This is a genomic window from Streptomyces sp. NPDC002057 (assembly GCF_040296665.1).
Taxonomy (GTDB): domain Bacteria; phylum Actinomycetota; class Actinomycetes; order Streptomycetales; family Streptomycetaceae; genus Streptomyces.
Genome location: NZ_JBEOXR010000001.1, coordinates 143,481 through 156,922, shown reverse-complemented (window position 1 = coordinate 156,922; position 13,442 = coordinate 143,481). Strand labels below are relative to the sequence as shown.

The following is a 13,442-nucleotide window of genomic DNA, read 5'->3' as shown; positions in this document are numbered from 1 at the left end:
GAACAGCCGTCTCCCCCTGTGGACAGGCACCTGTGGACAACCGGCGGCCCCTCGGCCCTCCGAGCCCGAGAGCCCAGACCGCGAGAGCCTCAGACCGCGCGAGCCTCAGACCGCGACGGCCTCCTCCATCTCCTCCTCCTCGGCACGCGCCTCGGCACGCGCCTCGGCACCGCCCCCCGGCTCGGCCACCCCGGACGCCGTCCCGGCCACCCCGGACCCCGGCGCGGCCGCCCGTGCCCGCCCGGCCTCGGTGATCCCGGCGGCGACGACGAGGGCGGCTCCCGCGAGCAGCCAGAGCGCGAGGACGAGAACGTGCCCGCCGAGCGCGTGGCCGCCGAAGTACACATGGCCGCGCACTCCCTCGACGAAGCCCGCGCCGTTCCAGAAGGCGTGCAGCGAGCCGAAGAAGCCGGGCTGGAGCTCGGGCCGGTAGATGCCGCCGGAACTGGTGAAGTTGAGCATCACGAAGAGCACCATGACGCCGAGCGTGGTCCAGCGGCGCAGGAAGGTGTGGAGGCCGACGCCGACGAGCAGGATGCCCGCCGCGTACAGCCAGGACATCGCCCACACACCGCCGAGCCCTTGGTCGACCAGATGGAAGACGGGCCCGGCGAAGAGCGTGCCGATCAGGCTCACGACGAGCGACATCCCGGCGGCGAGCAGGACCCTGATCCGCAGGGGCAGGACGGCTCCGGCGCCGCCGATCACGGCGACCGAGGCGTACGCGCCGATGCTGAGGGCGACGAGCAGGAAGAAGACGCCCTGCCCGGTGGGGTCCCCGGATGCCGTGGGGGCGATGTCGGTGACCGCGAGCGGCGCGTCCTGCGCGGCGGCGACCTTGGTGAACACCTTCTCGACGGCCATGGCGCTCGTGTCGGAGGAGGCGGAGGCCACGATCAGTTCGGGCTTCTCGCCGGGGACGTAGGCGCCGAAGCTGCCCTGCTCGCGCAGCGCGGTGATCGCCGTGTCCCGGTCGGCGACGGTACGGACGTCCAGCGCGCCGGCGCCCTTGTCGTGGAGGGTCTGCGCGAGGACCTGGGCGGAGGGTCCCGAGCCGACGACGTCGACGCGCAGATCGTGGGGTGCGGGGGCGTGGAAGGCGCCGAGGTAGGCGAGTCCCATGCCGACGCACATCAGCAGCGGGGTGAGCAGATGTCCGAGGACATGCCGCAACGCACCGCCGGTGTTCGGTCCTGCGGACACCGAAGACCTCCATGGTTGGCTTTTACAACTAAAGAACCGTTGTACTATACAACTGGAAGCGCGTGACGGGCCAACCGTGTTCGCACGACGACGAGGGAGCCCCACCATGACCGGCGAAACGACCGGCGACGCACAGCCACCGCGTGAGGCGTCGGTGAACGTCATCCAGCGCGAACTGACGGCCTTCGCCCGCCGGGCCCGCGCCGCGGCGGCCCGGGTCCACCCCGAGCTCCCGCTCGTCTCGTACACGCTCCTCGCCCACATCGAGGAGCGGCGCGGCTGCCGCGCGACCGATCTCGCGGCCCACTACCTGCTGGACAAGTCGACGGTCAGCCGCCAGATCGCGGGCCTGGAGAAGCTCGGCTTCGTCGAGCGCCGCCCCGCACCCGACGACCACCGCGTGCACGTCCTGCATCCCACCGAGGAGGGCACCAGGGTCCTCGCCGCCGCCCAGACGAGCCGTCACGCGGCCTACCAGGAGCGCCTCAAGGACTGGTCGGCCGAGGATCTCGCCCGCTTCGCCGCCTATCTCCTCCGCTACAACGCGGCAGGCCCGAACGGCCTCCCGGACAGCCCCCCACACTGACCCGGAACGCGGCGGCCCGGACAGCCCCGCGCTGACCGGTAACGCGGCGGCCCGGACGGCCCCCCGCGCCGACCGGGCCCGACCGCCGCGGGGATCAAGCTCCCTACAGCCCCGCGTCCCGGGCCAGCAGCGCCGCCTGCACCCGGTTCTCGCAGTCCAGCTTCGCGAGGATCCGGCTCACGTACGTCTTCACCGTGGCCTCGCTCATGTGCAGTCTCTTCCCCGCGTCGGCGTTGGAGAGCCCCTCCCCGAGCAGCGCCAGCACATCGCGCTCCTTCTCGCTCAGGCCAGCCACCCGCCCGCGCGCCTCCTCGGCCCGCGCCGCCTCCCGCCCCGTGGCGAGCCGCTCCACCACGTGCCGGGTCGCCGCCGGTGACAGATACGCGTCACCCGCCGCGGCCGCCCGCACCGCCCGGATCAGCTCCGCGGGAGCCGTGTCCTTGAGCAGGAACCCGGCACCCCCGTGCTCCAGGGTCCGCAGCACGTTCTCCCGCTCCCCGAAGGTCGTCAGGACGATCACCCGGGCCGCCGGCGCCGCGCGCCGCAACTCCGGGAGCGCCGAGAGACCGTCGAGCACCGGCATCTGGATGTCGAGCAGCACCACGTCGGCGGCGTGCGCCCGCGCCGCCTCGACCGCCTCCCGCCCGTTGGCGGCCTCGGCGACGACCTCGATCTCCGGGTCCGAGATGAGGATCATCCGGATCCCGGCCCTGATCAGAGGCTCGTCGTCGGCGACCACGACCCTGATCGGCTGCCCTGCCACAGCTACTCCCCCACGGCTTCGGTACGGGCGGGTCGGTACTACCGCGCCTCGACCTCGTACGACTTCTTCTCGATCAGCTTGCCGTCCTGGAAGCAGAACCGGAAAACGGGCTCCTTGTCGAAGCTCTCGCTTATCTCCGAGGACATCAGCACCAGACATTCGGCGCCCTCCGGCCGTGCGGGTCCCCTGCCGCTCAGCCCCGCGGTGGCGATCGTGTCACCCGAAGGAAGCCGGTCGCGGACGTCCTTCTCCGCCATCCCGACCTTCACCGCGTCGTACTCGGCGGGATCGATCATGCCCTCCTTCAACGAACCCATCAGGAAGTAGACGCCGAAGCCCCCCGCCACCAACAGCAGCACGAACGCCGCGAACGCGATCCCACAGCCCAGCGCGATCGAACCACCCGTGCTCCTGCTCCTGCCCCCGCGCATCGCCATGGCAAGCTCCCGCTCCGTCAGCGTCCAGTCGGCCGGTCCGACCGCGACCGGACGACCATCTCCCCCCAGCGGCTTCGTGGTCTGCTGCCGGAAGTCGTCGGCCTCGTCGACCAAAGGCGCTGCCTCCGCGACGGGCGCCGCCCCGTACGGCAGCATCCCGGCCACCCGGAACCCACCGCCGTCGGCCGGACCCGCGTGACACATGCCACCCACCAGCCGGGCCCGCTCGGCCAGGCCCGTCAGCCCCTGCCCGCCGCTCACCACGTCCTTCGACGGCTCGTCCGTGGGCTGCTCGTTGAGGACCTCCACCACGAAGGTGTCCGGCTCGTACCGCAGCTCGACACCGATCGACGCCCCCGGCGCGTGCTTGTATGCGTTGGTCAGGGCCTCCTGGACGATCCGGTACGCGGCGTGGTCGGCCGCGGGCGCCAGAGACCGCTCCTCCCCCGACCGTCTCAGCCCGACCGAGGTGCCGGCCGCCCGCGCCGCCTCCACCAGCCCCTCGATGCCCGCGATCCCCCGCGCGGCCCGCCCCGTCTCGTCCCCGGCCCGACCGGGCGCCGCCGCCCCGTCGACGGCCTCGATCCCGTCGCGGAGGATGCCGACGACCTCCCGCAGCTCGTGCATCGCGGTCACCGAGGCGTTCCGCAGGACGCCGACCACCTCGCGCTGCCGCTCGCTGAGCCCCCGGTCCACCTCCAGGGCGCCCGTGTGCACGGCGATCAGGGCCAGCTGGTGCCCGAGGCTGTCGTGCATGTCCTGGGCGATCCGCTGCCGCTCCCGCAGCCGCGCGTGCCAGGCCACCATGGTCCGCTCCCGCAGCAGCTGGGCGTTGCGCTCCTGGAGCGCGTGCAGCAGGCTCCGCCGCTGGGTCCAGTAGCGATGGGCGAGCCCGGGGGCGAGGGTGGTGCCCAGGTAGTAGAGGGTCGCGGTGAAGGCGATGGTGAGCAGCCGGTCCCGGTCCCAGGGCCCCAGGACGCTCCCGCCGACGTTCAGGACGAAGGCGGCGATGTACGCGGCGAGCGCGCGCCCCGCACCCGCGATGTACCGCCCGGACGACCAGCCGACCACGAGCAGGAGAGGCCCGAAGCCGGGCACGAAGGGCGTGAGCCCCGCGGTCAGGACCAGGACGCTCGCGGGCAGTGCGCGCCGCACCAGAGACAGCGCGGCGGAGCCGACGGCGACCGCGACCAGCTGCCAGCCCTCGCCGCCCAGGAGGTCCTCGGTCCCGGCGCCGAGCAGCGCGAGGACCGCGGCGAGTGCCACCTCTCCGGTGATCCTGCGCCCCGACCAATGTCCCGGCACCGCGAACCGGGCCCACCCCGCGGCGAGCAGGTCCCCGATCCGGTACGAAATCCCGGCCCCCGACTTCGACATAGCGTCCACGCTCGAACCGTAGGCCGTGCCCCGACGCCCCGGCGTCTCTCTTTCGTCTCGTCCCCGAACGACAAAAGTCGCACCCCGGGCGGCCGCCCCACCCCCGGCGGAGCGCCAGACCGTGAACCGAAGCACCAGGCCCACCGACCCCGGACCGCCGCCCGCCAGCCGCAGCCACAAGCCACCCGACCACCCACAACCCGCCAGCCACCAGCCGCCAGCCACCAGCCGTGGGCTACCTCACACCCGACCGACCATCACGGGAAACGCGAAGCGGTCGGCATCGTTGGACGATGCCGACCGCTTCTCTGGTGCGCGAGGGGGGAGTTGAACCCCCACGCCCTTTCGGGCACTGGAACCTGAATCCAGCGCGTCTGCCTATTCCGCCACCCGCGCATTGGGTGTGCTCCGGGCTCTCTCACTTTTCGGTGCGATCGCCTGGCGACATCAGAAGATTAGCACGTCGCAGACCGTGGATTCACATCCGTTGTTTGGGCTCCGCTCACGGAGACCAAGGTGAGGGAGGGACCGGAGGACAGCCGGGGTGCGGAGGGGATCCAGGAGACGTGGGAAGTAGAAGGAGAGAGGAGGGGAAGGCGGGGGAGGAAGGGGACGGACCGCCCCCGACCCCGACCGAGCCTCCGCTCCCACAGCCGGGTGCGGGACACTGTCCACAGCCCACCTCTACGATCCATGGGGTGAGCCTGTGAGAGGTGACACTCGTCCACAGGGCAGAGAAGGGGAACCAGCCGATTTCCCGACGCGTGGATACGATCAGTAAGCAGTACCAGGACGACAACGACCGAGGAGGTGCCCCATGGGAGTCATGAAGCGTTTCGAGCAGCGTCTCGAAGGTCTGGTCAACGGCACCTTCGCCAAGGTCTTCAAGTCCGAGGTCCAGCCCGTCGAGATCGCCGGCGCACTCCAGCGCGAGTGCGACAACAACGCGCAGATCTGGAACCGCGAGCGGACCGTCGTCCCCAACGACTTCATCGTGGAACTGAGCACGCCCGACTACGAGCGCCTCAGCCCCTACTCGGGCCAGCTCGGCGACGAGCTCGCCGGCCTGGTCAGGGACTACGCGAAGCAGCAGCGGTACACCTTCATGGGACCGATCAAGGTCCACCTGGAGAAGGCCGAGGATCTCGACACCGGCCTGTACCGCGTCCGCAGCCGCACCCTGGCGTCGAGTACGTCACAGCCGCAGCCGCCCGCGGGCGGACAGCAGCAGCCTCACCAGCAGCAGGGCCCGGGGCAGGGTCGCGGCGGCTACGGGTACCCCCCGGCCGGCGCACCGCCCATGCCCGCGGCCCCGCCGCCCGGCGCCCCCGGCCACCGTCCGGCAGCGGCCGCGAGCGGTGCCGGCGCCGGTACGCACGGCGGCTCGGGCGCCCGTGCACGCCACTGGATCGAGATCAACGGCACCCGCCATCAGATCTCCCGCCCGACCCTGGTCCTCGGCCGCAGCACCGACGCGGACGTGAGGATCGACGATCCCGGCGTCTCCCGCCGGCACTGCGAGATCCGGACCGGAACGCCCTCGACGATCCAGGATCTGGGATCCACCAACGGCATCGTGGTGGACGGGCAGCACACCACCCGCGCTACGCTCCGCGACGGCTCGCGGATCGTCGTGGGCAGCACCACCATCGTTTACCGGCAAGCCGAAGGGTGAAGCGGGGGCAATGTCAGAGCTGACCCTGACGGTCATGCGGTTGGGTTTCCTGGCCGTTCTGTGGCTGTTCGTCATCGTGGCCGTACAGGTCATCCGCAGCGACCTATTCGGTACGCGGGTCACCCAGCGCGGTTCACGGCGCCAAGAGGCGCGCCCGCAACAGCAGCAGGCGCGGCAAGCCGCCGCGCCTCCGCAACAGCGTGGCCAGCAGAACACGGGCGGCGGGCGCCAGCGCCGTGGCGCCCCGACCAAGCTGGTCGTCTCCGAGGGCACCCTCACCGGCACGACCGTCGCCCTCCAGGGCCAGACGATCACGCTGGGCCGGGCGCACGATTCGACGATCGTGCTGGACGACGACTACGCGTCCAGCAGGCACGCCCGGATCTACCCGGACCGGGACGGCCAGTGGATCGTCGAGGATCTCGGGTCCACGAACGGTACGTACCTGGACCGGAACCGCCTCACCACCGCCACACCGATTCCGCTGGGCGCGCCGATCCGCATCGGCAAGACCGTCATCGAGCTGCGGAAGTAGTGCTACATCATGAATAGGCGCGAGCGGAGCGAGCGAGTCGGGACGGTCCCCGCCACAGGCCGTGCCGCGCTCCCGACCGGAGCGACTGAAGCGACCGGCGTGACCGGAGCGACCGGAGGGTGGGCAGTGTGGGTCGAGACCGGCTGTACCCCGATGCAGCGGCGACAGGGCAGGTGCGCATGACTCTGTCCCTGCGATTCGCCGCGGGCTCGCACAAGGGCATGATCCGCGAGGGCAACGAGGACTCCGGCTACGCCGGTCCCCGCCTGCTCGCCATCGCCGACGGCATGGGCGGCCAGGCCGCAGGTGAGGTCGCCTCCTCCGAGGTGATCTCCACCCTCGTCACGCTCGACGACGACGTCCCGGGCTCCGACATCCTCACCTCGCTCGGTACGGCGGTGCAGCGCGCCAACGACCAGCTCCGGATGATGGTCGAGGAGGACCCGCAGCTGGAGGGCATGGGCACCACGCTCACCGCCCTGCTGTGGACCGGCCAGCGGCTCGGTCTGGTGCACGTCGGCGACTCGCGCGCCTATCTGCTGCGCGACGGCGTGCTGACCCAGATCACCCAGGACCACACCTGGGTGCAGCGGCTCGTCGACGAGGGCCGCATCACCGAGGAAGAGGCCACCACCCACCCGCAGCGCTCGCTCCTCATGCGCGCGCTCGGCAGTGGCGACCACGTCGAACCCGACCTCTCCATCCGTGAGGTCCGGGCCGGCGACCGCTATCTGATCTGCTCCGACGGCCTGTCCGGCGTGGTCTCGCACCAGACGCTCGAAGACACCCTCGCGAGCTACCAGGGTCCGCAGGAGACCGTGCAGGAGCTGATCCAGCTCGCGCTGCGCGGCGGCGGCCCGGACAACATCACGGTGATCGTCGCCGACGTCCTCGACGTCGACGGCGGCGACACCCTCGCCGGCCACCTCAACGACACCCCGGTCATCGTGGGCGCGGTCGCCGAGAACCAGGCCGCCCAGCTGAACGACGGCGGGGCCATGCAGACCCCCGCCGGCCGTGCCTCCGGCCTGGGCCGCCCGACGCCGCAGCAGCAGCCCCCCGGCGGCTTCGGCCCGCCCGGCAGCGGCGACGGCCACGGCTACGGCGGCATGCCCCCGCAGGGCTCCTTCGAGTCGTACACGGACGACGACTTCGTGAAGCCGCGCACCGGCCGCAAGTGGCTCAAGCGCTCCTTCATCCTGGTCCTCGCCCTGGCGGTCGTCGGCGGCGGTGCCTACGGCGGCTGGCGCTGGACGCAGACGCAGTACTTCGTCGGTTCCAAGGACCAGCACGTGGCGCTCTACCAGGGCATCAGCCAGGACCTGGCGTGGGTCTCGCTGTCGAAGGTCGAGAAGGACCACCCCGAGATCGAACTCAAGTACCTCCCCGCCTACCAGCGGAAGCAGGTCGAGGACACGATCACGGGCGGCAGCCTCGCCAAGGCCGAGACGAAGATCGCCGAACTGGCGGCCCAGGCCTCGGCCTGCAAGAAGACCGAGCAGCGCCGCGCCGCCGCCGAGAAGGCCGCCGACCAGGCGAGCAAGCCGCCGGCCGAGAAGCCCGACGGCGCCGCCACCCCCGAATCCAAGCCCACCACAGCCGCTCCCTCCCCGGGTCCCACCCTCACCGCGGAGGAGCAGAAGCTGGCCTCGAACTGCGGCAAGCAGTAAGCACCCGTAGGGGGCCTTTCACCACCATGAGCGTTGTCACCAACACGACCACCATCGGCGCGATCGAGGCGCCGAGCCGCCGCAACACCGAGCTGGCGCTGCTCGCGTTCGCCGTCATCATCCCGGTGTTCGCGTACCTCAACGTGGGCCTGGCCATCGACGGCAAGGTCCCGGCCGGCATGCTCGGGTACGGCCTCGGCCTCGCCCTGCTCGCGGGCGTCGCGCACCTCGTGGTGCGGAAGTGGGCCCCGTACTCGGATCCGCTGCTGCTGCCCCTCGCCACCCTGCTCAACGGCATGGGTCTGGTGCTGATCTGGCGACTGGACCAGTCGCCGCGGCTGATCGCCACGTCGATGCGGCTGTACAAGAGCTTCAGCCCGGACGCTCCCAGCCAGATGATGTACTCGGCGATCGGCATCGCCATGTTCGTCGGCGTGCTGCTGCTGCTCAAGGACCACCGGGTCCTCCAGCGCTACACGTACATCTCGATGGTGGTCTCTCTCGTCCTCCTGCTGCTGCCGCTCGTTCCGGGCCTCGGCGCGGACGTCTTCGGCGCCAAGATCTGGATCAACGTCGGTGGCTTCTCGATCCAGCCCGGCGAGTTCGCCAAGCTGGTCCTGGCGGTGTTCTTCTCCGGCTATCTGATGGTGAAGCGTGACGCGTTGGCCCTGGCCAGCCGCCGCTTCATGGGGCTCTATCTGCCGCGCGGCCGTGACCTGGGCCCGATCCTGACGATCTGGGCGGTCAGTCTCCTCATCCTGGTCTTCGAGAACGACCTCGGTACCTCGCTGCTGTTCTTCGGCATGTTCGTGATCATGCTGTACGTGGCGACCGAGCGGACCAGCTGGATCGTCATGGGTCTGCTGATGGCAGCGGGCGGAGCGGTCCTCGTCAGTTCGTTCGCCAGCCACGTGCAGTCCCGTGTGGCGGCCTGGCTCGACCCGTTCGAGTGCCTGAAGACGGCACCGCCGAACACCAACATGGCGTACGCCTGCGACCAGATGACCGAAGTACTCATGTCCTTCGGTTCCGGCGGAATCCTCGGCACGGGCCTCGGCCAGGGCAACTCGGACCTCATCGGCTTCGCCGCCAACTCCGACTTCATCTTCGCCACCGTCGGCGAGGAGCTCGGGCTCGCCGGTGTGATGGTCTTCCTGCTCCTGTACGGGCTGATCGTCGAGCGCGGTGTCCGCACCTCCCTGGCTGCCCGCGACCCCTTCGGCAAGCTGCTCGCGATGGGCCTCTCCGGCGCCTTCGCGCTCCAGATCTTCGTCGTGGCCGGCGGCGTGATGGGCCTCATCCCGCTCACCGGTATGACGATGCCGTTCCTCGCGTACGGCGGTTCCTCGGTGATCGCCAACTGGGCCCTGATCGGCATCCTGATCCGGATCAGCGACACCGCCCGGCGCCCCGCGCCCGCGCCCGCCCCGTCCCCCGACGCCGAGATGACCCAGGTGGTCCGTCCGTGAACAAGCCCCTGCGGCGGGTCGCTGTCTTCTGCGGCCTGCTCATCCTCGCTCTGCTCCTGCGGGACAACTGGGTGCAGTTCGTCCGAGCCGACGAACTGAACTCGCACCCCGACAACACCCGTGTCCGGATCGAGCGGTACGCGAACGAGCGCGGCAACATCATCGTCGACGGCAAGCCGGTCACCGGCTCGGTGGACTCCAAGGACCCGTACTACAAGTTCAAGCGCACCTACACCGACGGCCCCATGTGGGCCCCCGTCACCGGGTACGCCTCGCAGGCCTACGACGCCAACCAGATCGAGAAGATCGAGGACGGCATCCTCACCGGCAACGACGACCGGCTCTTCTTCGACCGCACCCTCGCGATGTTCACGGGTGACAAGAAGAAGGGCGGCGACGTCGTCACCACCCTCAACGGCGCCGCGCAGAAGGCCGCCTTCGAGGGCCTCGGGAAGAACACCGGCGCCGTCGTCGCGATCGAGCCGAGCACCGGCAAGATCCTGGCGATGGCGTCCACCCCCTCGTACGACCCCTCCTCCTTCGCCGGCTACTCCGGCAAGGACGAGAAGGCCTGGGTCGCGCTCGAGAAGGACAAGAACAAGCCGAAGCAGAACCGCGCGATCCGCGAGATCTACCCGCCCGGCTCCGTCTTCAAGGTCGTCACCGCCGCCGCGGCGCTGGAGAACGGCAAGGTCAACGACATCAACGCGGCGACCGACACCCCGGACGGCTGGAAGATCCCCCTCTCCAACAAGGAGATGGTCAACCACGCCAAGGGCTGCGCCAACGCCAGCCTCACCCGGGCGCTGGAGATCTCCTGCAACTCGGTCTTCGCCAAGCTCGGTGACGACGTCGGCGTCGACAAGATGAACGAGATGGCCGAGAAGTTCGGTTTCAACGCCGAGCAGTTCACCCCGGTCCGCTCCTCCGCCTCCGTCTACGACAAGAAGGCCGACCGCGGCGGAAACGCGCTCTCCTCCATCGGCCAGTTCAACACCGCGACGACCCCGCTCCAGATGGCGATGGTCACGGCGGCGATCGCCAACGACGGCAAGCTGATGAAGCCGTACATGATCGACGAGCTGCGCGCGCCCAACGTCGACCTGCTCAAGAAGAACGAGCCGGAGGAGATGAGCCGCCCGGTCTCCCAGGAGAACGCCCAGCTCCTCCAGCAGATGATGGAGAACGTCGTCACCAAGGGCACCGGTGGCAACGCCGACCTGAACATGGACGGCGTCAAGGTCGGCGGCAAGACGGGTACGGCCCAGCACGGCGACAAGAACGCGAAGCGTCCTTACGCCTGGTTCATCTCGTACGCGAAGACCGCCGAGGGATCCCCGGTCGCGGTCGCCGTGATCGTGGAGGACTCCGCGGGCACCGACCGCGAGGACATCAGCGGTGGCGGCCTGGCCGCCCCGATCGCCAAGGCCGTCATGAAGGCGGTCCTGAAGACCCGGGGCTGATGCCTCGGCCCTGTACGAGCGAGGTACCGGTCAGGTATCAGCTACCGGCCCCGGGCGGAACGTCTTCCCGGGGCCGGTAGCGTATGCGCGAACAGCACACACCGCCGGACCACCCATGGGTGCGGTCGGGACAGACGGAGAGGGCTGGATTAGCTATGGAAGAGCCGCGTCGCCTCGGCGGCCGGTACGAGCTGGGCCCGGTGCTCGGCCGTGGTGGCATGGCCGAGGTGTACCTCGCCCAGGACTCCCGGCTCGGCCGCACCGTCGCCGTGAAGACGCTGCGGGCCGACCTGGCCCGCGACCCGTCCTTCCAGGCCCGGTTCCGCCGTGAGGCACAGTCCGCCGCCTCGCTGAACCACCCGGCGATCGTCGCGGTGTACGACACCGGCGAGGACTACGTCGACGGGGTCTCCATCCCGTACATCGTGATGGAGTACGTCGACGGTTCGACCCTGCGTGAGCTGCTGCACTCCGGGCGCAAGCTGCTGCCCGAGCGCACCCTCGAGATGACGGTCGGCATCCTCCAGGCGCTGGAGTACTCGCACCGCGCCGGGATCGTGCACCGTGACATCAAGCCGGCGAACGTCATGCTGACGCGCACCGGCCAGGTCAAGGTCATGGACTTCGGCATCGCGCGCGCCATGGGCGACTCGGGCATGACCATGACGCAGACCTCCGCGGTGATCGGCACGGCGCAGTACCTCTCCCCGGAGCAGGCGAAGGGCGAGCAGGTCGACGCCCGCTCCGACCTGTACTCCACGGGCTGCCTGCTGTACGAGCTCCTCACCGTCCGTCCCCCCTTCATCGGCGACTCCCCGGTCGCGGTCGCGTACCAGCACGTCCGCGAGGAGCCGCAGCCGCCGAGCAACTTCGACGGCGAGATCACGCCCGAGATGGACGCCATCGTCCTCAAGGCGCTGGTCAAGGACCCCGACTACCGCTACCAGTCCGCCGACGAGATGCGCGCGGACATCGAGGCGTGCCTCGACGGTCAGCCGGTCGCGGCCGCCGCCGCGATGGGCATGGGAATGGGCATGTCGGGCGCGCCCTCGTACGGCGGGGGCTACGGCTACCCGCCCGAGGACCAGCCGACCACGGCGCTGCGCCAGGCCGACCCGGCCGGTCAGACCTCGATGCTGCCCCCGATCAACCCGGACGACGGCGGCTACGGCTACGACGACCGTCCGGACCGTCGGCGCGGCGGCCAGAAGAAGTCGAACACCTCGACGATCCTGCTGGTCCTCGCGGGCGTCCTGGTGCTCGTCGGCGCGATCTTCATCGGTGTCTCGCTGTTCGACAAGAAGGACGGCACCCGGCAGGTCAACGTCCCGCAGCTGGTCGGCCTGACGGTCGAGGCGGCGAACGGGGACGCGGCCAACTCCGAAGTGAAACTGCAGCAGGCCGGCACCGAGCGCTGCGAGCAGCCCAAGGGCTCCGTCTGCCGTCAGATCCCGGTCGCGGACGGTTCCGCCAAGATGGACACCGGCGGCACGATCCAGGTGTACGTCTCCGAGGGCTCCCCGCTCACGGAGGTCCCGGACGTCATCGAGCAGTCCCAGGAGCGGGCCGAGGAGTCCCTGAAGGCCAAGGGCTTCAAGGTCAAGGTCGAGCAGGAGGAGTCCAGCGAGGACCCCGGCACGGTCCTTCGCCAGGACCCGGACGGCGGCACCAAGGCGGAGAAGAACTCCGAGGTGACGATCACCGTCGCGAAGCAGAAGCTGTCGACGGTCCCCCAGGTCGTCGGCAACCCGCTCGCCCAGGCCGAGCAGCAGCTGAAGACGCTGGGCTTCGTCGTGGTCACCGAGTACGTGGACTCCGATCAGCCCAAGGACCAGGTCCTGAAGCAGACGCCGGACGGCAACAGCTCGGCCGCGGCGAACTCCGAGGTGAAGCTCCAGGTCTCCAAGGGCCCGCAGCAGACTCAGGTCCCGATCCCCGGCGACCTGACGAACCGGCCGTTCAAGGACGTCAAGGCGCAGCTCGAAGGCATGGGTCTGACGGTGGTCCAGAAGGGCTCCGACAAGGAGGACGCGCTGGTGGTGGGCACGAACCCGCCCGCGAACACTCCGGTCAACACCGGCTCCGCGGTCGAGGTCTTCACCATCGGCGGCGGCGGGAACGGCAACGGAGGCGACGGGAACAACGGGGACACCAACGACGGCGGCTGGTTCGGCTAGCCCCTCGCACCATCGGCTGACACCCCCGTGACGACGGGAGAGCCCCGGCATCCAGGACGGATGCCGGGGCTCTCCCGTTGTGCCCGA

The 13,442-nt window shown here is 70.2% G+C and carries 10 protein-coding genes and 1 tRNA gene; 7 read left to right on the top strand and 4 right to left on the bottom strand.

Going from position 1 to position 13,442, the window contains the following annotated elements; genetic code table 11:
* Positions 1-105: 105 nt before the first annotated feature.
* On the bottom strand, positions 106-1,203 hold the full coding sequence (locus ABT129_RS00725; RefSeq protein ID WP_351894827.1) for an ABC-2 transporter permease: 1,098 nt from the start codon (positions 1,201-1,203) through the stop codon (positions 106-108).
* A 106-nt stretch (positions 1,204-1,309) separates the two neighbouring features.
* Between ABT129_RS00725 and ABT129_RS00720 the strand changes: the two genes are divergently transcribed.
* The gene (locus ABT129_RS00720; RefSeq protein ID WP_351894825.1) at positions 1,310-1,789 is read left to right on the top strand and encodes a MarR family winged helix-turn-helix transcriptional regulator; all 480 of its coding nucleotides are present in this window, start codon (positions 1,310-1,312) and stop codon (positions 1,787-1,789) included.
* A 103-nt stretch (positions 1,790-1,892) separates the two neighbouring features.
* On the opposite strand, the gene ABT129_RS00715 is transcribed toward ABT129_RS00720, so the two are convergent.
* From ABT129_RS00715 to ABT129_RS00705, 3 genes are all read right to left on the bottom strand, one after another.
* Positions 1,893-2,552 (bottom strand): response regulator transcription factor, encoded by a 660-nt coding sequence (locus tag ABT129_RS00715; RefSeq protein WP_351894824.1) that lies wholly within the window; start codon positions 2,550-2,552, stop codon positions 1,893-1,895.
* A gap of 38 nt (positions 2,553-2,590) precedes the next feature.
* A complete protein-coding gene (locus tag ABT129_RS00710; RefSeq protein ID WP_351895271.1) occupies positions 2,591-4,366 on the bottom strand; it encodes a sensor histidine kinase in 1,776 nt (591 codons plus the stop codon).
* 309 nt (positions 4,367-4,675) lie between these two features.
* A tRNA-Leu gene (locus ABT129_RS00705) sits at positions 4,676-4,762 on the bottom strand.
* Positions 4,763-5,183: 421 nt separating this feature from the next.
* Between ABT129_RS00705 and ABT129_RS00700 the strand changes: the two genes are divergently transcribed.
* From ABT129_RS00700 to pknB, 6 genes are all read left to right on the top strand, one after another.
* Positions 5,184-6,041: an FHA domain-containing protein gene (locus ABT129_RS00700; RefSeq protein WP_351894821.1), complete on the top strand. Its 858-nt coding sequence runs from the start codon at positions 5,184-5,186 to the stop codon at positions 6,039-6,041.
* A gap of 10 nt (positions 6,042-6,051) precedes the next feature.
* A complete protein-coding gene (locus ABT129_RS00695) occupies positions 6,052-6,576 on the top strand; it encodes an FHA domain-containing protein FhaB/FipA (protein WP_351894819.1) in 525 nt (174 codons plus the stop codon).
* 179 nt (positions 6,577-6,755) lie between these two features.
* Positions 6,756-8,246: a Stp1/IreP family PP2C-type Ser/Thr phosphatase gene (locus tag ABT129_RS00690; RefSeq protein WP_351894817.1), complete on the top strand. Its 1,491-nt coding sequence runs from the start codon at positions 6,756-6,758 to the stop codon at positions 8,244-8,246.
* Between the two features lie 26 nt (positions 8,247-8,272).
* Positions 8,273-9,715 carry an FtsW/RodA/SpoVE family cell cycle protein gene (locus ABT129_RS00685; RefSeq protein ID WP_351894814.1) on the top strand — a complete coding sequence of 481 codons (1,443 nt, stop codon included), beginning with the start codon at positions 8,273-8,275 and terminating at the stop codon, positions 9,713-9,715.
* Positions 9,712-11,178, top strand: a complete 1,467-nt coding sequence (locus ABT129_RS00680) for a peptidoglycan D,D-transpeptidase FtsI family protein (protein ID WP_351894812.1) — start codon at positions 9,712-9,714, stop codon at positions 11,176-11,178. Before ABT129_RS00685 ends, ABT129_RS00680 begins: the two co-directional genes overlap by 4 nt.
* A gap of 155 nt (positions 11,179-11,333) precedes the next feature.
* Positions 11,334-13,355 carry a Stk1 family PASTA domain-containing Ser/Thr kinase gene (pknB, locus tag ABT129_RS00675; RefSeq protein ID WP_351894810.1) on the top strand — a complete coding sequence of 674 codons (2,022 nt, stop codon included), beginning with the start codon at positions 11,334-11,336 and terminating at the stop codon, positions 13,353-13,355.
* Positions 13,356-13,442: the final 87 nt, after the last annotated feature.